The sequence below is a fragment of the Pseudomonas putida genome, assembly GCF_030159595.1.
Taxonomy (GTDB): Bacteria; Pseudomonadota; Gammaproteobacteria; order Pseudomonadales; family Pseudomonadaceae; genus Aquipseudomonas; species Aquipseudomonas putida_AC.
Genome location: NZ_BSKJ01000007.1, coordinates 209,988 through 229,461 on the forward strand (window position 1 = coordinate 209,988; position 19,474 = coordinate 229,461).

Consider the following 19,474-nt stretch of genomic DNA (forward strand, 5'->3'; position numbering starts at 1 on the left):
CAGACGCAGCTATTGCCAACCTTGTACAGGATCCTCTACATGCACATACGCCCCTCTCTTCTTGCCCTGGGCCTGACCGGTTCGTTGTGGGTGGTGACGCCCGCCTGGGCCATCGCCTACGACATCCCGGCGGGTAGCCTGGCGGCTTCACTCAGCCAGTTCGCCGCCGCGAGTGGGGTGATGATCACGTTCAGTTCGCAAGACACTGACGGCCTGCGCTCCCCTGGCCTGCAAGGTGATTACGAACTGGAACAAGGCTTCGCCCGCCTGTTGCAAGGCAGCGGCCTGCGCGTGGTGCAGGCTGGCGAGAAGCGCTATGTGCTGGGCAGGGCAGACAACAGTGGGGCCATGGAGCTGGGCGCTACCACCATCAATGCAGCGGGCCAGGGTGCCACCACGGAAGGGACCGGCGCCTACACCACCGGCTCCAGCAACAGCGCGACCAAGCTGGGGCTGTCGCTGCGCGAGACCCCGCAGACCGTCAGCGTGATGACCCGCCAGCGCATCGAAGACCAGCAGTTGAACACCCTCAGTGACGTGCTCAAGCAAACCCCTGGCCTGAACGTGCAGAACATCGACAGCGAGCGGGTCAACATCTACTCGCGTGGCTATTCGATCGACAGCTACCAGTTCGACGGTATTCCCACCACCTTGATCGTGCAAACCAGCGCCAGCCCGCAAAGCATGATCGACACGTCCATCTATGACCGGGTCGAGATCGTTCGGGGCGCCACCGGCCTGATGACCGGGGCCGGCGACCCCTCGGGCAGTGTCAACCTGATCCGCAAGCGGCCGACGGCGGACTTCCACGGCTCGGTCAGCGCCGGGGCGGGGTCTTGGGACACCTATCGCAGCGAAGTCGATGTATCCGGCCCGTTGACCGCCGATGCCCGCCTGCGTGGCCGTGCCGTGGTGGCTTACCAGCAAGGCAACAGCTACATCGACCATTACCAGCAGGAAAAGCAGACCTACTACGGCATCCTTGAAGCGGACCTCACCGACAGTACCCTGCTGACGGTTGGTTTCGATTACCAGAAGAACGACCCTAGAGGGGTTTCGTTCGCCAGCTTCCCGTTGTTCTACGATGACGGCGAGCAGACCGACTTTTCCCGCTCGACCAATGCCGCCTCGCGCTGGAGCTATCGCCAGCAAAACACCCTCAATACCTTCGCCACCCTGGAGCAGGGCCTGGTCAACGACTGGAAGCTGAAGGTGTCGGTAAACAACATGTACAGCACCCGTGATTACTCGCTGGCGTCTGCCAGTGGCGGTTTCCCCAACAAGCAAACCGGGGAGGGGGCTTACCTGTATGGCGGTGATGGCTATGGCTCGCAACGTCAGTTGGGTATAGATGCCATCGTTCAGGGGCCGTTCCAGTTGCTGGGGCGCCAGCACGAACTGTTGGTCGGCGTGAGCGGCTCGGAGTTTCACGACTACAGCAACCCGGACGACGATGACCTGGAATTGAAGCCGGTCAATATCTACGACTGGGACAACAACACCGACCGCCCGGTCTCGGTGGGCAAGCTGATGAACGATGACACCACCATCCGCCAGGATGCCGCGTACATGGTGGCGCGTTTCAAGCCGACCGACGACCTGTCACTGATATTGGGCGCGCGTGTCGGCGATTACAGCTACAAGAAAAAAGCCATCTACAACGCGCCCTACACCCGTTCGACCAACCATCAGGCAACGCGTGAGTCCGGTTTTGTCACGCCCTACGCGGGCGTGGTTTACGACCTGAATGCGCAGCATTCGGTGTATGCCAGCTACACCAAGATCTACAAACCACAGTCGCTGCGCGACAGCAGTGGCGCCACGCTGGAGCCGCGCGAAGGCGACAACTATGAAATCGGCCTGAAAAGCGAGCTGCTGGACGGGCGTGTCAACACGGCCATTGCCCTTTACCAGATCAAGCAGGACAACCTGGGCGTGCTCAGTGGCGGTTTCGTCGAGGGGACTGATCGTGAGCGCGCCTACAAGGCGGTGTCCGGTGCCACCACACGCGGTATCGACCTGGAAATCTTCGGCGAGATCACGCCCGGCTGGAACGTCACCGCAAGCTACAGCCACAGCCTGACCAAGGATGCGGACCACGAGCGCATCAACACCATCGCACCGGCGAACATGGTCAAACTGTGGACCACCTACCGCCTGCCGGGCGAACTCAATCGCCTGACGGTCGGTGGCGGCATGAACTGGCAAAGCGGCCTGAGCCTGACCGATGCACCGTGGCAGATCGGCCATACGGTCAAGGCGACCCAGGACGATTACGCAGTGTTCAACCTGATGGCGCGCTACGACGTGAGCCAGAACCTGACCGCGACCGTGAACGTCAACAACCTGTTCGACAAGCAATACCTCAGCGCGCTGGACCCGACCTTCTACACCGGGTTCTATGGCGAGCCGCGCAATGTGATGTTCAGTACCAAGTACAGTTTCTGAGCCAGGAATTGACGCAAGGTGCGCAATGCGCAGCCTGCACGGGTATGATGTTGTCAGTAAAAACCGCACTGACAGGCCGCGTGGATAAATGAACCGTCGCAAGAAGATCAAGCAGCTATTGGAAGCGCATGCCAAAAAGGCCAATGCCAAACTGGCGCCGCGCAAGCCCAAGTACATCTGCAAGGCAGACCGCCTGAAGATGGAGGCCGAGGCGGCGGGGGACAGCCCTCAGCTGGCCGACTGAAACGGACGTGTAGGCGCGGCCTTGTGTCGCGAGCGGGCCGCTCCTACAGGGATCGCGTCGGCTTTAGCGGCGGTAGTAACGGTGGTCGTCATAGTGACGCTGGTGCATCGCCCGTTCATGGCGACGCTCCCAGTCACGGCGGCGTTCCCAGTCCCGTCGGGCTTGTTCACGCCGCCACTGCTCACGGCGCCAGTCGCTTCGGTGGTCATGCCAGCGGTCGTCATCGTGCGCCAGCAGCGTGGCCGGCTGTTCGACGGCTACATTGGCCACGCTCGACCAGGGGTTGCCGACAGGTTGCAACGGTGACTGAACCGCCGGGGTCGCCACCACCGGTGCTTTCATTTGTGTTGCCGATGCCGAACCCACTGCCGCGAACGAGAACAGGCCGAGCAGCACCAACCTTGCGACATGTATTTTCATGAGCGAAGCCAACCTCTGATAACAATTGAGCCATCTGGCCAGCAGGTGTGGGGCGAACCTTGTTTCGCGAGCCGCTACCTTTCTGTGCCTGCGAAATAGACCCGCCATCGAGAAAAAGTTCGCTGCGGCAACAACTTGTAGAACATTTGCACACACCTGACGCGCCTGCGCTGCTTACCCCCGTCACTTGGCGCGGGCGTTCTGCAGCATTTGCTCAAGCAGCATGATCAGCGCGTCTGGATCCATCTCGGTAAAGGTGTCATGGGAGGTTTCAATGATCATGCGTGCAAAGGCGGGGCTGTACTCGGGCGCTTCCTCCTGATCATCGCCGTGAGCCATCCGCTGTTCTTCACCTGCCGGCTCCTTGTCGTCCATGTCACGCCCCCAGGTCATATCCGATCATGAAAAGGCCGGCTTCCAGTGCACGCAATGGGGCATGTTCACCTATTTGGCAATTGAATGGGCTGGTCGCGGCCTTGGGGTGAGCCAGGACTGCGCCAAGTAGCCAACTGGCCTGGAGGTTCCATTTCACATGGTGGGTGCCCGTGCGCAGGCGCTTGAACGTGAGTGCACCCACGCCAGGATTGCGGCGCTTCGGTGCGCTGGCACCTTTACCTTCTTTTGCTGCAGCCCAAGGGAAGCACAAGGCTTCAGGCACGCTGGCAATCCTGTGAGCGTCGCAATATTTGACCACCAGCCAGCCAAGTGCGGCAGCGACGCGCGAGTCGTAGATCAGAAAGTTATCGCAGAGCAGCGCGTAAACCTTGGTCATGCCCGAGTTGAAGCGAAAGTGCCGAGCGCGAAACACAGGTTGCCCATGATCGCCATTGTCGATCGCCTGCTGCACACTGTTGATCATGCTGCTCAATCCGGCACGATTGGCTTCAAGCCATTTGCCGTTGCCAGCCGTAACGCCACCCCAGGCCATCACATCGCGCGTTGCTTGCAGCATCAGTGCATCATCGTGAGTTGCAGCGAGCAGGTCTTGGCGCAGCGCCGCCAGTGCAATGCCATTGCTGGTGGGGCAGCCACCCGCTGCGAAGCCCAGGCGCTCATTGCCAGGGTGGTTCCACCGGTAGGCTTCAAAGGCGTTGTACAGCGACTGACACTGCCATCTCTCTCTCGAGCGGCGCTCGACATACTGGTGGCGGAACAGTGTTTGCGAGTCGAGTTCGGTGGCCAGCCAGTTGATGAAGGAAGCAACGTGGGGAAGGTTGAGGTAGTCTTGGCGCTTCATGTAATGCTCCTGTGGTTCAGGCTTTTTGCAGTTTACCCTGCCGACCAGACGATCATTACAGCCGATAGGCCCATTTCCTGTCCTTATCTAAGCCATGACTCAACTTTTTCATCGCCGCGACTACCTGCGTCAGATTCTCAGGCAGGCTGATACCAGCCTGTCCACAAAAAAGCTTCACCAGACACTGCTGCAATGGCTTGAAATGAACAGTGAGGATGTCGGGCATGATTTAAAGGTTACCCGGCGCGACCTGGAGGCGCTGGAGCGTGGGGGATATGTGGTATCCAAGCCAGATCCCGACGATAAACGAGGGTTGCTATGGTGCCCTGTGGGGCGAAGCCATGAGGTGACAATGCCTCCGGCGGATGCAATGACCCTTACCGCGATATTTCAGCATGCCGAGCGGTTCGGCCTGCATTCGCGTTCTGGCACCCTCGCGAAGCTGCGCGGTTACGCTGAGCAGGTCATGCAGGACCGCGCCAGGCGCCACATCGATTTCGCCAGGCGAATCACTACCGGTACGCGTTTCACCGTGTTACTGCCTGGTAAGGTCGATGAGGAGCATTTGAAGCGGCTTCAACTCGCTATCCTCGATAACGCGCCAATGGAGGTCGGCTACCGTCCGCGTGATGCTGGAGGCGTCGAGTGTACCTACCAGCTCAAACCCTTGGCCCTTTCGCATCAGGATTCGAACATCTACCTCTCGGCGTATGTGCTGGAGGAAGCCTGGCCAGAGGGCGCAGAGCCTTCGCCGGGTAGCAAGCGCGGCAAATACAGCAGCAACGGGCCCGGCACGATGTGCGCGTTGATGCTTCATCGCGTGACCCGGGTCGAGCCGGGCAGCCGCGTTATCGAGGGACCGGAGGATTACGATGTTCATTCGTATGCCGCACAGAAGGACCTGATGACCATTCACACCGACCGGCCCGAGACAATCAGCTTGCGTCTGAGCGCCAATCTGCACAACAGGCTCAGTGAGAACCCGCTCGCGCACGATCAGCAAATCGTCGCCGATGGTGAGAAATGGCTGCTGACCTGCACGCTTCACGACACACAGGGGCTGAGGCTGTTCCTGATGGCCAATGCGGCCGATATCGAAGTGCTCGGGCCGTTGGCGTTGAGGGCTCACATTCGTGAAACGCTGCACGCGGCCATGGGGTTGTACGCAGGCTGATGGGGGCAGGTCGCCCCCACAACCTCACCTGACCTGCCGTTTACACAAAAGCCCGCCCCCCACGGCGGCGGTCTTCCTTCAGTAACCCCTCCACCTTGCGCAACGCTTGCCCCAGCACGGCCTGGTCCGCTGCCCCGCCCAGCGAAATACGCACGGCATCCGGCCCCTGCGGGGCAACGCTGAACGAATCCGCCCCGGCCACACTCACCCCCACATCATCCAGCGCTTGGGTAAACCGTTCCTGGTGCCAGTGCGCCGGCAACGGCAACCACAGGTGCAGCCCGGTTGGGTGGGCCTGGAATTCATGGCTCAGCAGTGTGCGTGCCAGGTGCTGGCGGGCGCGGGCTTCGCGCTGGATTTCCTGTACCAGCGCCTTGGCGGTACCGCCGCGTATCCACTGCTCGACCAGTGCCAGCAACAGGGCCGAACAGCCCATGCTCGATGCGCGCAGGCCCCTTAGCAGGCCCTGGCCGTCATCACCTCGCGGTGGCAGCACAAAAGCGGTGCGCAGGCTTGGCCACAAGCACTTGGACAGCGACGCCAAGTAATAGGTATTGGCCCCCCCGGTCAGGCAGGTGATGGGCGTAGGCGCATCGTCAAGCAGATAGCGGTAGGGGTCGTCCTCGATCAACGTGATGCCGCACTTTAGCAGCACCTCGGCAATCGCCTGGCGCCGGGCCACGGGCATGGTGTGCGCTGTAGGGTTCTGGAAGGTGGGGTTGAGGTACAGCAGGCGTGCACCGCTCTCTTGGCAGGCCTGTTCCAGGTGGTCGGGGCGCATGCCGTCGGCGTCACTGGCCACCGCGACAATGCGCAGCCCTAATTGCTGGGCGGCCAGTAGCAGGCCAGGGTAGGTCAGTGGGTCGCACAGCACGGCGTCACCCACGCGGGCATGGGCGCCGAGGATGGCGAAGATGGCCGCTTGCGACCCCGAGCACAGGGCCAAGTTGCGGCTGTCCAGATCACCCAGCGCCGGCTTCAACCAACCCTGCGCGGCCTGCAGCAGCGAGCGGGTGCCCGGTTCATCCTGGTAAGGCGATAGCGCTTCAATGCGGTTGCATCGCAGTACCTGCTCAAGCCCGGTGCTTACCCATTGAGCCATCGAGCCATTGGCCGGCTGCGGCGGGATGTTCATGGTCAGGTCAACGCCTGCCGGGGTGGATGTTTCCCGGGCACCCAGAATGAACGACCCGCGCCCACCGTAGGAGGCAATCAGGCCGCGGTCGCGGGCTTCGGCGTAGGCCCGGGTCACTGTGGTCAGGTCGACACCCAAGTGCGCCGCCAGCGCACGCTGCGGTGGGATTTGCTCGCCATCTTGCAAAATCCCAGACTGTATGGATTCTGAGAGCATGTCTGCAATCTGTATGTATCTTGGCCCTGCCTTTGGCTTGAAAGGTCTAGTCCAGCCTATTTGAACGTCTTCTCTTGGCGTTTCGGCAAGAGGCATGAGTATATCCCCCGGTTGTAAGTCCATACACATAGGAATATCATGGCATACGGTTGTTAATAAAGCCATACAGATGGAATGCGTATGGGTATTTTTGATGTGCACCGGAACGGCGCCGCAGGGTTGCAACGATAAGCGCTTCCGGGCTGCCAGTCATGGAGATGTTCGATGAATGACTGTCATCTGATCTGCGCCAACCGCCTAGGCGATGGGGCTGTGGTCTGGCTTGATGCCGGGCATGAGTGGGTAGAGACACTGGAACAGGCCGGCACCTTCGATGCGCAAGCCCTGATAGCGGCAACCGTCACCGCCGAAGCTGCCGTGCGGGCCAACCAGGTGGTTGCGCCGACGCCTTGTGAAGCCTGGCTGGTCGATGGCCAGCCCGAGCCCAAAAGCCTGCGTGAGCGGTTGCGCGCGCGTGGACCGTCGGTACGCAGCGACCTTGGCAAGCAGGCTGCCGGGATCTCGCCACAAGGCGGCAAGGACGCGCGGCCGGTGCTGCCGGTTGCGGCAGGGCAGGCTGGGGTGTACCGCTACGACCCGTTCGAGCGTGAGTTCCTCAAGGACCGCGCCCGCCATTTCGAGCAGCAGGTTGCCCGCCGCCTGAGCGGCGAACTGGATGAAGAGGCGTTCAAGGTTTACCGGCTGATGAACGGCCTGTATCTGCAACTCCACGGCTACATGCTGCGCGTGGCCATCCCCTATGGCACCTTGAGCGCGGTGCAGTTGCGTCAGCTGGCTTATGTGGCACGCACCTATGACAAAGGCTACGGTCACCTCACCACCCGGCAGAACATCCAGTTCAACTGGCCGCGCCTGGCGGATACGCCGGAAATTCTGTCGGTACTGGCCGATGCTGATCTGCATTGCATCCAGACCAGCGGCAACTGCATCCGTAACGTGACCACCGACCATTTTGCCGGTGCCGCCGAAGATGAAGTGCTCGACCCGAGGGTACATGCCGAGATCCTCCGTCAGTGGTCAACCGACCACCCGGAATTCACTTACCTCCCGCGCAAGTTCAAGATTGCCATCACCGGCAGCCCCAAAGACCGTGCGGCTGTGCGCTTCCATGATATCGGCATACTTGCGCAGCGCAACGAACAGGGTGAGGTGGGCTTCCAGGTGTATGCCGGTGGTGGTCTGGGGCGTACCCCGATCGTCGGCACCCGGGTGCGCGAGTGGTTGCCGGAGCGTGAACTGTTGCGCTACGTCGAAGCCATCTTGCGGGTGTACAACGCCCTGGGGCGGCGCGACAACCTGTACAAGGCACGCATCAAGATCCTGGTTCGCGAGCTCAAGCCTGGTCGTTTCATCGAGATGATCGAGCAGGAATTCGCCAGCCTGCCGGCCGACCACCAATACCTGGAGCCGGCCATCGTCCAAGGCATTCATGCGCGCTTCGTGCAACCGGCTTTCGAGGCATTGCCCGGGTTGTGTGACAGCTTCATGCGCGCACGGGCAGACGACAACGCGTTCGCCAGCTGGGTACGCACCAACACCCACCCGCACAAGCAGCGTGGGTATATCAGCGCGGTGATCTCGCTGAAACCACCTGGCGGCATCCCTGGTGACATCAGCGCCGACGAAATGCTCACCTTGGCAGACCTTGCCGAGGCCTACTCGCTGAACGAAATTCGTGTCTCTCACGAGCAGAACCTGGTGTTGCCGCATATCCGCCAGGGCGACCTGTACGGCGTCTGGCAGGCACTGCGTCAAGCCGGCCTGGCGACCAGCAACATCGGCTTGTTGTCCGACGCCATCGCCTGCCCTGGCATGGACTACTGCAGCCTGGCCACCGCCCGCTCGGTGCCGGTTGCCCAGCGCATCGCCCAGCGTTTCGACGCAGCCCGGCAACAGGAAATCGGCGAGCTCAAGCTCAATGTCTCCGGCTGCATCAATGCCTGTGCGCACCACCATGTGGCGCATATCGGCATCCTCGGTCTGGACAAGGCCGGCCACGAAAATTACCAGATCACGCTGGGCGGCAGTGCCGAAGAGGACGCGGCGGTCGGGACCATCCTCGGCCGCTCGGTGCCCTTTGAGGAGGTGCCCGACATCGTCGAGGCAATCATTGCCATTTACCTGCAGTTACGCGAGGACGGCGAGCGCTTTCTCGACACCTACCGCCGCGTCGGTATCGAGCCATTCAAGGAGGTGCTACGTGATGCTCGTTGATCGTGAAGGCCAGGTGCAGCCCGATAGCTGGCGCTACCTGAGCAGCGAAGCGCTGCCGACCTACGCCCCGCACACCGTGCTGCAGCCGCAGCAGTGGGACGACTACCACATGCGTTTCGGTCAGTCGGCCGAGGGCCTGTGGCTGAGCGCCGACCAGGACCCGGCGCAAGTGCTGGCGTTGCTTGGCCACCTGGCGTTGATCGTGATCGAGTTCGCCAAGTCACGCGATGGCCGTGGCTTCACCTTGGCCAGGCTGCTGCGCGAGCGCCATGGGTTCACCGGCGACCTGCGTGCCGCCGGGCCATTGCTGCCTGACCAGTTCGCCATGTTGCTGCAGTGCGGCTTCACCAGCGCCCTGGTTTCGCCCAGCGTGCCCGCGCAGCGCTGGCAGGATGCCGCAGCTGCCCATCGGCAGGCCCGGCCACGCACGCTGCTGCAACGTCTTTCCCAACGGAGCGAGGCATAGCCATGTTTAGCCTTACAGCCTTGGAGCTGGCCCGTATACAGTTTGGTTTCACCATTACCTTTCACATCATTTTCCCGGCCATCACCATTGGCCTGGCGGCGTTTCTGGCGGTGCTGGAAGGCCTGTGGCTGTGGAAGAAGGAAAACGCCTACCTCGACCTTTACCACTTCTGGTCGAAGATCTTCGCCGTCAACTTCGCCATGGGCGTGGTCTCGGGGCTGGTCATGGCCTACCAGTTCGGCACCAACTGGAGCTTCTACTCGCAGTTTGCCGGCAGTATCACTGGCCCGTTGCTGACTTACGAGGTGCTGACGGCCTTCTTCCTTGAAGCGGGCTTTCTCGGGGTGATGCTGTTCGGCTGGCACAAGGTCGGCCGTGGTCTGCACTTCTTCGCCACACTGATGGTGGCCGTGGGCACGATGATTTCCGCCACCTGGATTCTGGCGTCCAACAGTTGGATGCAGACCCCGCAAGGCCACGAAGTGATCAATGGCGTGGTGGTGCCCGTGGACTGGTTCGCCATCATTTTCAACCCGTCGTTCCCGTACCGCCTGGCGCACATGGTAACTGCCGCCATGCTGTCGACCGCGTTGTTCGTCGGCGCCTCGGCGGCGTGGCACCTGTTGCGAGGCAACCGCACCCCGGCAGTACAGAAGATGTTTTCGATGGCGTTGTGGATGCTGCTGTTCACCGCGCCGCTGCAGGTGCTGATTGGTGACGTGCATGGCTTGAACACGCTCAAGTACCAGCCGGCGAAGATCGCCGCAGTAGAGGGCCACTGGAGCAACACGCCGGGGCAGGGTGTGCCGCTGATTCTGTTCGGTATACCCGACATGGAAGCAGAAACCACCCGCTACAAGGTCGAGATCCCTAACCTGGCCAGCCTGATTCTGACTCACAGTCTGCACGGGCAGATCCCGGCGTTGAAAGACTTCCCGAAAGAAGACCGACCCAACGCGACCATCCTGTTCTGGTGCTTCCGGGTCATGGTTGGCCTGGGGTTGCTGATGGTCGTGCTCGGCCTGGTTGGTACCTGGCAGCGCTGGCGTGGGCGGTTGTACGCGTCGCGGGGGCTGGCACGGTTTGCCCTGTGGATGGGGCCTTCGGGGCTGGTGGCCCTGCTGGCCGGCTGGTACGTCACCGAAATCGGCCGTCAGCCCTGGGTGGTGTACGGCCTGATGCGAACCAAGGACGCTGTTTCCGACCACTCGGCGCTGACCTTGTCGGTGGGCCTGGTGGTGCTGGTGGTGATGTACATGGCGGTGTTCGGCACCGGCGTCGTCTACATGCTGCGCATGGTCGGCAAGGGGCCGCAGGCACACGACGACCACGAACAGCCGGTGTCCGACAACCAGCGGCCGGCCCGCCCGTTGTCGGCAGTGGATGACCCGCTGTATCCGCATTCGCCCAATTACACTGACTGACCGGAGACGCTGTCATGGGTATTGATCTTCCGCTGATCTGGTTCCTGATCATCGGCTTTGGCGTGATGATGTACGTCATCATGGACGGTTTCGACCTGGGTATCGGCATCCTGTTCCCGTTCATCACCGACCGCGACCACCGCGACACCATGGTCAACACTGTGGCGCCGGTGTGGGATGGCAACGAAACCTGGCTGGTGCTGGGTGGGGCAGGGTTGATGGCGGCGTTCCCCAAGGTCTACGCCATTTTGCTCAGTGCGTTATATATCCCTGCGCTCGGCCTGCTGGTGGGGTTGATCTGGCGCGGCGTGTCGTTCGAGTTTCGTTTCAAGGCCGATGATGCGCACAAACCGTTCTGGGACCGGGCGTTCATTGGAGGGTCCTACGCGGCGGCGTTTTTCCAAGGGGTGATGCTGGGGGCATTCATCGACGGGCACTCGATTGTCGATGGCGTGGCTACCAATGGCCTGATGAGCTGGTTGACGCCGTTCAACGTGTTCTGCGGGATCGGTGTGGTCGTGGCGTATGCGTTGCTGGGCGCCACCTGGCTGGTGTTGAAGACCGAGGGCCGGCTGCAGGCCAGTATCATTCGCGCCTGTTCGCCGATCACCCTGGCGACGGTGGCGGTGATGCTGATCGTCAGCATCTGGACGCCACTGACCCACCCGGCCATTTTCGAGCGTTGGTTCAGCTTGCCCAACTTCTGGTTCTTCCTGCCGGTACCGGTGCTGGTGTTGGTGGCCACATGGGCGATCCTCCGGTCGTTACGCGGTGCGCCCCACGCCGGGCCCTTCGTCTGGTCGCTGGTGTTGGTGTTCCTCGGTTATACCGGTTTGGTGATCAGCATCTGGCCGTATGTGCTGCCGCCCAGCCTGACCCTCTGGGAAGCTGCGGCGCCACCGCAGAGCCTGGGCTTCGCCCTGGTCGGGGCGTTGCTGATCATCCCGTTCATCCTGGGGTATTCGGCCTGGTCGTATTATGTGTTTCGCGGCAAGGTGAAGGACGGCGAGGGTTATCACTGAGCCGCAAGGTCATAAACCCGCAAATATCACACGCAAATGCGCCCGGTAACTGTCGAACGCGGCAATCGCGCCAGCGACCACTGCGGCCTCGTCCTGGTCATCCAGCATCAGGCCGTCGAGCCGGGCAACGAACTCGCGCCAATGCAGCGCACGGCCATCCGGGTGTGGCGCCAGGTGGCGGGCGCCTTGGTCGCCATTCAGTCCCAGGCGCTGGGTTTGCTTGAACAGAAACGCCGCGCCCAGATTCGAACCTTCGCTGCAATATAGCCAGCCCAAGGCCTCGGCCGGGCCGACGCAGACTTGTTGAGGACGCGTTGGCAGAGGCAGGCCGAGATCACGCAGGTCGGTCTCGACCGCAGCAAAGCGAGACAGCCCATCCAGTCCTGGCAGGCGCTGGTTGAGCTGTTCATCGTTGTACAACGTCATCAGGCTGCCATGAAAGCGGTGCTGCACCTGCAGGAAGCGGCCATAGCGCTCATGGTTTTCGAAAGGCCGCGCCGCCATCACCAGTTGATCGACGCTGTCATGGTCCCGGCTGCTGGCCGCTTTCAAGCGTTTGCAGCGGCCGGGCTCCGCGAGGGGGGAGGGTGCAGCGGTCATAGGCGTGTCCGAGGTGTGAGGGCTATGCGCCCATGATGCTTGTCATCCTTGGCAAGCATCAAGCACCACGCGGCGGACCTAGCCGAGGGCCGCGGCCTGCTGCAGGTTCAGCGCGCGGGTTTCCGGGGCCAGCGCCCAGGACAACAGCAAGCCGAAGAAGGTAATGGCCGCAGCCACATACATGGTCTGCGCGATGCCCAGCACGTCGAGGGACATTGGCACCAGGTAGGTGCCCACCGCCGCACCGATGCGCGAGATGGAGGTGCCCATGCCGACGGCGAAGGCACGGATTTCGGTGGGGAAGATTTCGTTCGGATACACCAGCGTGAGCACCTGCGCACCGCCGATGAACAATGCATACAGCGCGAAGAACACCAGGATCCAGATGCCCGCGCTGCTGTGAAACGCACCCAGACACAGCAGGGCCAGGCCCGACACCAGGAAGCTGTAGAGCAGCAGGTTGCGCCGACCCACGACGTTGATCAACCGAGTAGCGGCGATGCAACCGACCACGAAGAACAGCGTGATCAGCACCGAGCCGATCGAGGCGCTGTCGCCCTTCACGTCAAGCGCCGCCAGCACCTTGGGCGCAAATGCGTACACCGAGAACAGCGGGATGATGCAACAGGTCCAGAACACGATGACGAATAGCATGCGCTTGCCGTACCCGGCATACAGCAGGCTCCAGATGTTCACCTTGTAGCTGGCATTTTCCTCGGGCAGGTTGCGTAAGGAAAAGTCATTGCCGTACACCGCTTTGATCACCTGTTCCGCTTCTGCGTTACGGCCTTTGCTGAGTAGCCAACGTGGCGATTCGGGGGTGCCGATACGTATCACGAGCAGGGCCAGGCCGATGCTTGCGGAGCTGGCCAACACCAGGCGCCAGGCGTCCTCGGCCCCGCTGCGCAGCAGCAGCTCGCCAACGATGTAGGCCGCTGCGGCACCGGCAAACCACAGAATGGTGAGCATGGCCAGGCGAGGGCCGCGGTACTTCCTGGGCATGAACTCGACCAGCAGTGAGGTCGCGACCGGGTACTCGATGCCCACCGCAATGCCGATGACCAGCCGCAGCAGGAAAATGGCCAACGCCGAATCGGCCCAGAACTGCCCTAGCGATGCGACGATGAACAGCGTGGGGCCAACGAAGAACAAGCGCTTGCGGCCAAGGCGGTCGGTCAGCCAGCCGCCAAGGAACCCACCGAAGAAAATGCCGATCAGGGCCGAGGCAGCGATCAAACCCTCCCAGAAACTGTTCAATGACAAGGCAGTGCTGATGTGCGCCAGGGCGACGCCGATGATGCTCAGCACATAGCCATCGACGAACGAGCCGCCACCGGAGCGCAATGTGAGCAGTTTGTGGAACCTGTTTAGCGGTACATCTTCGACTGAAATAGTAGGACTTGTCATTCTTGTCTCCCGATAGGGTTTTCGAGCAAAGGGGCAGCGCGGCGCCCAAAACGGAGCCGTGAAGCCATCTCGAAAAACCCGTGATCGATGGCTATACGATTATTTTTATTGTGCGTGCCGGTGACGGCGTGTTCAGAAACCTTTCGCTCTCGCTCCTTGTCTTTCAGATTTCATAACGCACTTCTTTGGAAGGTGGGTGGCCGAAGAACGCACTGTATGACCTGCTGAAATGGGTGCACGACACAAAACCGCAGGCAATGGACACATCGAAGATCGATGCAGTGGAGTTCTGGATCAGGCGCCGCGCTTCGGTGATGCGCAGCTGGAAGTAGTATTTTTGCGGGGTGGTATCCAGCTGGTCCTTGAACAGCCGCTGGACCTGGCGTACGGACAAACCGACAGCCTGGCACAGTTGCCCGGGCGACAGCGGCTCCTCCAGGTTTGCCTCCATCAGCTTGATGATTTCGCGCAGGGGCCGGCTGACCTTGGGTTGCAGGGGCCGTTGAACGCTGCGGAACCTGCTTTGATCATGGTCCAGCGTGTCGAGTACCGCATCGGCCAGCGATTGACTGCAGCCGATGTTCAGCCACTGCAGCATCATTTCGAAGGCGCCAGCTGGCGAGGCGGCAGTCAGCCGGTCTCGATCGAGCACCAGGGCATCGTGGGTGACCACGGCGTGTGGCAGGCGCTCGGCCAAGGCAATGCGCTGTTCCGGGTGGATCGCGCAGCGGTAGCCATCGAGCAGGCCGGCACTGCCCAGGTACCAGGCGCCGTTCCATAAGCCGCCGAGCACCACGGGGAACCTGGCCAGCCGTTTCAGCAGCGCGGTCAGCCAGCCGGGCACTGTGCGAGCGGCACGCAGGCCTCCGCAGACCACCATGATGTCGAGGTCGCACAGGCGTACATCGGTCAGCGGCGTGTCCGGCCGGATGGGGATGGCCAGGTCGCTCATCACTTCGTTGTGGTTGTGGCTGAAGGTGTGAACGCGGATCGAGCCGGGGGCGATCAGGTTGGCAGTAACCAGCACATCCAGGGCCTGGGTGAAACTGGGCAGGGAGAAATTTTCCAACAGCAGAAAACCAACCCGTGAAGGTGCGGGCCGCGCCACCGATTGCGCCATGAAACCCAGGTTGCGCTCTTTGAATGTGTGGCTGAATGCTCTTGTCGTTATTGTCATGGGTCACCCAGGCGCTGGCGTACAGGTCGGGGCTAATGTAAGAGCGTGCTGGATATAAAGTCCAACGACATTTGTACAGTTTGAACAATAACTTCATGTTATTGCTGGGTTGGCGATTGCTCGCATAACCCAAGGTTATGCGTAAAGTAATTTAAGTGTGGATGTGTTTTTTCGGCTGTTGTGTACGATTCAATTGTCCAGTACGCGGAATGAGGAGCGCACATCAGGATGTCGCAGCGGCAAGTTGATCCCGATACCGTGTTACTTCGCATGCCTTCGTTGCGTGCTGTTAAAGCATTTGTTGCCGCTGCCAAGTACCAGAGTTTTACTCGGGCTGCAGAAGCGCTGTGCGTGTCGCAGGCGGCCATTAGCCGCCAGGTGCGCGAGCTGGAGACCCACCTGAGTGCCCGGTTGTTCGAACGCGTGGGCCGCACGGTTGAGCTGACGCCTGCCGGTTCGGTATTTTTCGAGGCGTCGCAGTTGTCGTTCGTGAATATTGCCCAGGCGGCGGAGCGCATTCGGCGTACCCCCCAGGAAAAACATGTGCTGACCATTTGTTGCTCCCCGGCGTTTTCCGCATTCTGGCTGTCACAGCACATCAATGCGTTTCGTGCCGACAACCCGGATATCGAACTTAACCTGATCACTACGCAGAACTTCCAGACGCGTGAGCCGGGTGTGGAACCGGACGTGATCATCTCCAAGTTCGCCAATGTGGGGGAGGCCTACACGCTCTACCCGTTGTGCCATGACGTGATTTACCCGGTGTGCACCCCTGAATACCTGCGGCAGCACCCCGAGATTGGCACGCTGGAGGGCCTGTGCAACAGCGCGTTGCTGGACTTGAGCCCCTACGGCCGGGCGGGTGTGGCCGAGCATGTGGACTGGCGTGTGTGGCTGGCCTTCCACAACGTGGATATCGGTGAGCGTGGTGCTGATAGCCCGCCGTTGTTCCACGCCAACGACTACAGCCTGATCATCAACATGGTGCTGGCCAACCAGGGTATAGCACTGGGCTGGAACCAGTTGGTAGCCGGCCTGGTCGACCAGGGCCGGCTGATCAGGCCGGTGCGTGAACACATGACGTTGCGCAACAGCCTGCATTACCTGGCCTGCCGGGAAAAAGCCGATGACGACGCCACTGTGCGGGTGCGGGACTGGATACTTTCAACGTTTGCCAGATCGGTACTTTGAAACGGCCACATTGATGCATGACTTTGCATTATGCGTTTGGTGTTGAAAATGTCGTTTGTCGTGGATGAGGGCGTGGCTTAACGTGCCGTGAAGTTGCTGGGCGTGAGTTAAAACAACAAAGGTTCGGTCATTGCCATCCATTGTCAAGAACCGTGGGTGGCTGGAGGATAATAATGAATAGCAATGAAACCGTCATGGGTCTGATCAAGCAGCGTAAGCCGCGACATGTTTTGCCGCGTGAATTGTATCTGGACCCTGAAGTGTATCGTCAGGACCTGGAGCAGATCTGGCACAAGGACTGGGTGTTCGCTGGCCATACGTTCGAGATCCCCAAGGCCGGCCAGTATTTCACCCTGCAGATTGGCGACTACCCGGTAGCGGTCGTACGTGGCAAGGATGGCGAAGTGCGCGCGTTCCACAATGCCTGCCGCCATCGCGGAGCCAAAGTGTGCGAGCACGCCAGCGGTAAAGTGGCCAAGCTGGTGTGCCCGTACCACAAGTGGACATTCGAGCTGGACGGCAACCTGATCTACGCCGGCAACATGGGCGCGGACTTCGACAAGACGCACTACAACCTCAAGCCCGTGCATGTCGAAGTCGTTCACACCTACATCTATGTGTGTGTGGCGCAACAGGCACCGGACTTTGGCAGCTTCCGCGCGGCGGTCAGCCCGTTTATCGCCCCGCACGGCCTGGAAAACTGCAAGGTTGCCTTCGAGTCCAACCTGATCGAGAAGGGCAACTGGAAGCTGGTGTTCGAAAACAACCGCGAGTGCTACCACTGCGACGGCACCCACCCAGAGCTGCTCAACTCGTTCGTCGAGAACCTGTCGGTGGCCGGCGTGGGCGGTGATGATGACCCAGAGCTGGTGGCCCACTGGACCCGCTGCGAGACAGCCGGAATGCCCAGCCGTCTGGTCATGGACCCGCTGGGGCGTTTCCGCATGACCCGCATTCCGCTCTCGGCTGGCGCCGTCAGTTACACCATGGACGGCAAGCCTGCCGTCAACGGGCGCCTGGACACGAGTGGTGAGGCGGATATCGGCGCGCTGCTGTATTTCAACTACCCGTCTACCTGGAACCACTTCTTGGGCGACCATGCATTGAGCTTCCGCGTGCTGCCGATTGGCCCCGCAGAGACGCTGGTAACCACCAAGTGGCTGGTGCCGGCGTCGGCAGTGGAAGGGGTGGACTACGACCTGGATCGCTTGACCAAGGTGTGGCTGGCGACCAACGACCAGGACCGCCGCCTGGTGGAGGGCACGCATGCGGGGGTGTCGTCGCCTGCCTATGAGCCAGGGCCGTTCTCGGAGAATGCCGAGAATGGGGTATGCCAGTTCGATGACTGGTATTGCGCGACCATGCTGGAGCGGATGAGTGGGCGTGTGCCGTTGAAATCGGTGGTTTGATCGTAAAACCGATGGGGCCGTAATGCGGCCCCATTGACCCATTCTGCCTCAGGCCCGATAACGCCAGTACACCTTCCTGATTTACCATGGCAGACGCTTTTACGTTTCCAAGGAATCAGCCATGAGTACCCCCCAGTTCCGTACCCCCACCGTCGCAGATGCAGAGCGCTGCTACGCCATTGAAACAGGCGCCTACGAAGGGGATGAGGCGGCCACCCTGGAGAAGATCCGCACCCGCATTGCACAGTATCCACAAGGCTTTCTCATCCTGGAAAACGCGGGTGAGATCGTCGGTTTCATCAACAGCGGTTGCGCCCACGAAGTTGTCATGTCTGATGAAGACTTCAAGGAACTGGTCGGCCATGACCCGGCAGCGCCAAACGTGGTGATCATGTCGGTGGTGGTGGACCCGGCACACCAGGGCAAAGGCTACGCCAAGCGGCTGATGGAGGAATTCATCGCCCGTATGAAAGCGTCGGGCAAGCAGACCATTCACCTGATGTGCAAAGAGCAGCACGTTGCGCTGTACCAGAAGCTGGGTTACCAGTATGTGCAGCCGTCACCATCAGAGCATGGCGGCATGGCTTGGCATGAGATGCTCATGACTCTGTAACCGCGCGCACGCCTCAGGCCTGGCGGCCGAACAGGCTGTGGATCACCTCCCGCAGCCAGCGGTTGCCACTGTCCTGGTGGTAGCGGGCGTGCCAGTGCTGCTTCACCGTGAAACCCTCAACCGCAAACGGGCAGTCGTGCACTTGCAGGTCGTGCATGTCGGCCAGGGTCTGACCGATATGCCGTGGCAGGGTTGCGACCAGGTCCGTGGTGCCGACGATCATCCCCAGCCCGAGAAACCCGGGTAGCTCCAGCACGATGCGACGTTCGATGCTGGCGCGGGCCAGCCCCGCTTCCAGCAACTTCTGCCCAGTCCCCGCGCTGATCTGCACATGGCCCTCAGCGTGGTAGCGGGCCACGTTCATGCCGCCTTCCAGCCGCGGGTGCTGGCGGTTGCTCAGGCATACCCAGTCCTGTTCGAACAGGACTTGCTGGTACATCCCGCCACCCAGCCAAGGCACAAAGCCGATGGCGAGGTCGGCTTCGCCCGACTCCAGCGCGCTTTCACTATTGCCATCGATGCGCACCGCCTCCAGGCGGATGCCCGGCGCATGGGTGCGCAGGTGGTTGAGGATGCTTGGCAGCAGGGTGATATGGCTGGCATCGCTGACACACAGGCGAAAGCGCCGTTGTGCAGTGGCGGGGATGAACTGCGGCTCCCAGGCGGTGAGCCGGCGCAGCGATTCGAGCACCTCGCGGCAGGGCCCGATCAACTGGTCGGCGCGCGGGGTTGGGGCCATGCCGCCGGGGGTGCGCACGAACAGAGGGTCGTTCAGTTGCTGGCGCAGGCGAGCCAGCCAGATGCTGATGGTCGGCTGGCTCTGGCCCAACTGTTCGGCGGCGCGGGTAACGCTGCGACAGTGGTAGAGCACATCGAACAATTGCAGCAGCTTGGGCTCGGGCAGGGCGTCGGCAGCGATCATTATTGCAAATCTCAATTAGCGTATTGCAGTCATTGTATAGCGCTAATGAGACCCGCTGCATAAGGTAATCGCAAACCACAGGAGGTCTGCGA

At 61.2% G+C, this 19,474-nt stretch carries 18 protein-coding genes; 10 read left to right on the forward strand and 8 right to left on the reverse strand.

Translation table 11 applies throughout. The features are described from left to right. The first annotated feature begins 39 nt into the window (after positions 1 to 39). Positions 40 to 2,448, forward strand: coding sequence for a TonB-dependent siderophore receptor (locus tag QQL85_RS17420; RefSeq protein ID WP_284354644.1), 2,409 nt, complete (start codon positions 40 to 42; stop codon positions 2,446 to 2,448). Positions 2,449 to 2,536: 88 nt separating this feature from the next. Next, a complete protein-coding gene (locus tag QQL85_RS17425; RefSeq protein WP_284354643.1) occupies positions 2,537 to 2,692 on the forward strand; it encodes a DUF2986 domain-containing protein in 156 nt (51 codons plus the stop codon). Positions 2,693 to 2,755: 63 nt separating this feature from the next. Here the strand turns inward: QQL85_RS17425 and QQL85_RS17430 are convergent, their stop codons facing one another. From QQL85_RS17430 to QQL85_RS17440, 3 genes are all read right to left on the reverse strand, one after another. Continuing rightward, on the reverse strand, positions 2,756 to 3,112 hold the full coding sequence (locus tag QQL85_RS17430) for a hypothetical protein (RefSeq protein ID WP_284354642.1): 357 nt from the start codon (positions 3,110 to 3,112) through the stop codon (positions 2,756 to 2,758). 183 nt (positions 3,113 to 3,295) lie between these two features. Further along, positions 3,296 to 3,487, reverse strand: coding sequence for a hypothetical protein (locus QQL85_RS17435; RefSeq protein ID WP_284354641.1), 192 nt, complete (start codon positions 3,485 to 3,487; stop codon positions 3,296 to 3,298). Between the two features lies 1 nt (position 3,488). Beyond that, positions 3,489 to 4,349 (reverse strand): hypothetical protein, encoded by an 861-nt coding sequence (locus QQL85_RS17440; protein WP_284354640.1) that lies wholly within the window; start codon positions 4,347 to 4,349, stop codon positions 3,489 to 3,491. Positions 4,350 to 4,443: 94 nt separating this feature from the next. On the opposite strand from QQL85_RS17440, the gene QQL85_RS17445 reads away from it, so the two are divergent. Next, positions 4,444 to 5,523 (forward strand): helix-turn-helix transcriptional regulator, encoded by a 1,080-nt coding sequence (locus QQL85_RS17445; protein WP_284354639.1) that lies wholly within the window; start codon positions 4,444 to 4,446, stop codon positions 5,521 to 5,523. A gap of 40 nt (positions 5,524 to 5,563) precedes the next feature. Here the strand turns inward: QQL85_RS17445 and QQL85_RS17450 are convergent, their stop codons facing one another. Then, positions 5,564 to 6,874, reverse strand: a complete 1,311-nt coding sequence (locus QQL85_RS17450; RefSeq protein ID WP_284354638.1) for a PLP-dependent aminotransferase family protein — start codon at positions 6,872 to 6,874, stop codon at positions 5,564 to 5,566. Between the two features lie 264 nt (positions 6,875 to 7,138). Here QQL85_RS17450 and QQL85_RS17455 point away from each other — a divergent pair, with 264 nt between their 5' ends. Genes QQL85_RS17455 through cydB form a run of 4 tightly spaced genes read left to right on the forward strand, consistent with a single transcriptional unit; the run spans position 7,139 to position 12,060 of the window. Next, positions 7,139 to 9,148, forward strand: coding sequence for a DUF2849 domain-containing protein (locus QQL85_RS17455; RefSeq protein WP_284354637.1), 2,010 nt, complete (start codon positions 7,139 to 7,141; stop codon positions 9,146 to 9,148). Beyond that, positions 9,138 to 9,614: a DUF934 domain-containing protein gene (locus tag QQL85_RS17460; RefSeq protein WP_284354636.1), complete on the forward strand. Its 477-nt coding sequence runs from the start codon at positions 9,138 to 9,140 to the stop codon at positions 9,612 to 9,614. Before QQL85_RS17455 ends, QQL85_RS17460 begins: the two co-directional genes overlap by 11 nt. 2 nt (positions 9,615 to 9,616) lie before the next feature. Then, the gene (locus QQL85_RS17465) at positions 9,617 to 11,038 is read left to right on the forward strand and encodes a cytochrome ubiquinol oxidase subunit I (RefSeq protein ID WP_284354635.1); all 1,422 of its coding nucleotides are present in this window, start codon (positions 9,617 to 9,619) and stop codon (positions 11,036 to 11,038) included. Positions 11,039 to 11,052: 14 nt separating this feature from the next. Further along, positions 11,053 to 12,060, forward strand: a complete 1,008-nt coding sequence (gene cydB, locus QQL85_RS17470) for a cytochrome d ubiquinol oxidase subunit II (protein ID WP_284354634.1) — start codon at positions 11,053 to 11,055, stop codon at positions 12,058 to 12,060. Between the two features lie 9 nt (positions 12,061 to 12,069). On the opposite strand, the gene QQL85_RS17475 is transcribed toward cydB, so the two are convergent. The 3 genes from QQL85_RS17475 to QQL85_RS17485 form a co-directional block, all read right to left on the reverse strand. Further along, complete coding sequence (locus QQL85_RS17475) at positions 12,070 to 12,660, reverse strand: biliverdin-producing heme oxygenase (protein ID WP_284354633.1); 591 nt, start codon at positions 12,658 to 12,660, stop codon at positions 12,070 to 12,072. A 78-nt stretch (positions 12,661 to 12,738) separates the two neighbouring features. Further along, positions 12,739 to 14,067, reverse strand: coding sequence for an MFS transporter (locus QQL85_RS17480; protein WP_284354632.1), 1,329 nt, complete (start codon positions 14,065 to 14,067; stop codon positions 12,739 to 12,741). Between the two features lie 163 nt (positions 14,068 to 14,230). Further along, positions 14,231 to 15,244 (reverse strand): GlxA family transcriptional regulator, encoded by a 1,014-nt coding sequence (locus QQL85_RS17485; RefSeq protein WP_284354631.1) that lies wholly within the window; start codon positions 15,242 to 15,244, stop codon positions 14,231 to 14,233. Between the two features lie 270 nt (positions 15,245 to 15,514). Between QQL85_RS17485 and QQL85_RS17490 the strand changes: the two genes are divergently transcribed. The 3 genes from QQL85_RS17490 (at position 15,515) to QQL85_RS17500 (ending at position 18,460) form a co-directional block, all read left to right on the forward strand. Then, positions 15,515 to 16,438 (forward strand): LysR family transcriptional regulator, encoded by a 924-nt coding sequence (locus tag QQL85_RS17490; RefSeq protein WP_284354630.1) that lies wholly within the window; start codon positions 15,515 to 15,517, stop codon positions 16,436 to 16,438. Positions 16,439 to 16,611: 173 nt separating this feature from the next. Further along, positions 16,612 to 17,847: an aromatic ring-hydroxylating oxygenase subunit alpha gene (locus tag QQL85_RS17495; protein ID WP_284354629.1), complete on the forward strand. Its 1,236-nt coding sequence runs from the start codon at positions 16,612 to 16,614 to the stop codon at positions 17,845 to 17,847. A 121-nt stretch (positions 17,848 to 17,968) separates the two neighbouring features. Beyond that, entirely contained in the window at positions 17,969 to 18,460 is a 492-nt protein-coding gene (locus QQL85_RS17500; RefSeq protein WP_284354628.1) for a GNAT family N-acetyltransferase, read from the forward strand. A 13-nt stretch (positions 18,461 to 18,473) separates the two neighbouring features. On the opposite strand, the gene QQL85_RS17505 is transcribed toward QQL85_RS17500, so the two are convergent. Then, on the reverse strand, positions 18,474 to 19,382 hold the full coding sequence (locus QQL85_RS17505) for a LysR family transcriptional regulator (protein ID WP_284354627.1): 909 nt from the start codon (positions 19,380 to 19,382) through the stop codon (positions 18,474 to 18,476). Between the last annotated feature and the right edge of the window lie 92 nt (positions 19,383 to 19,474).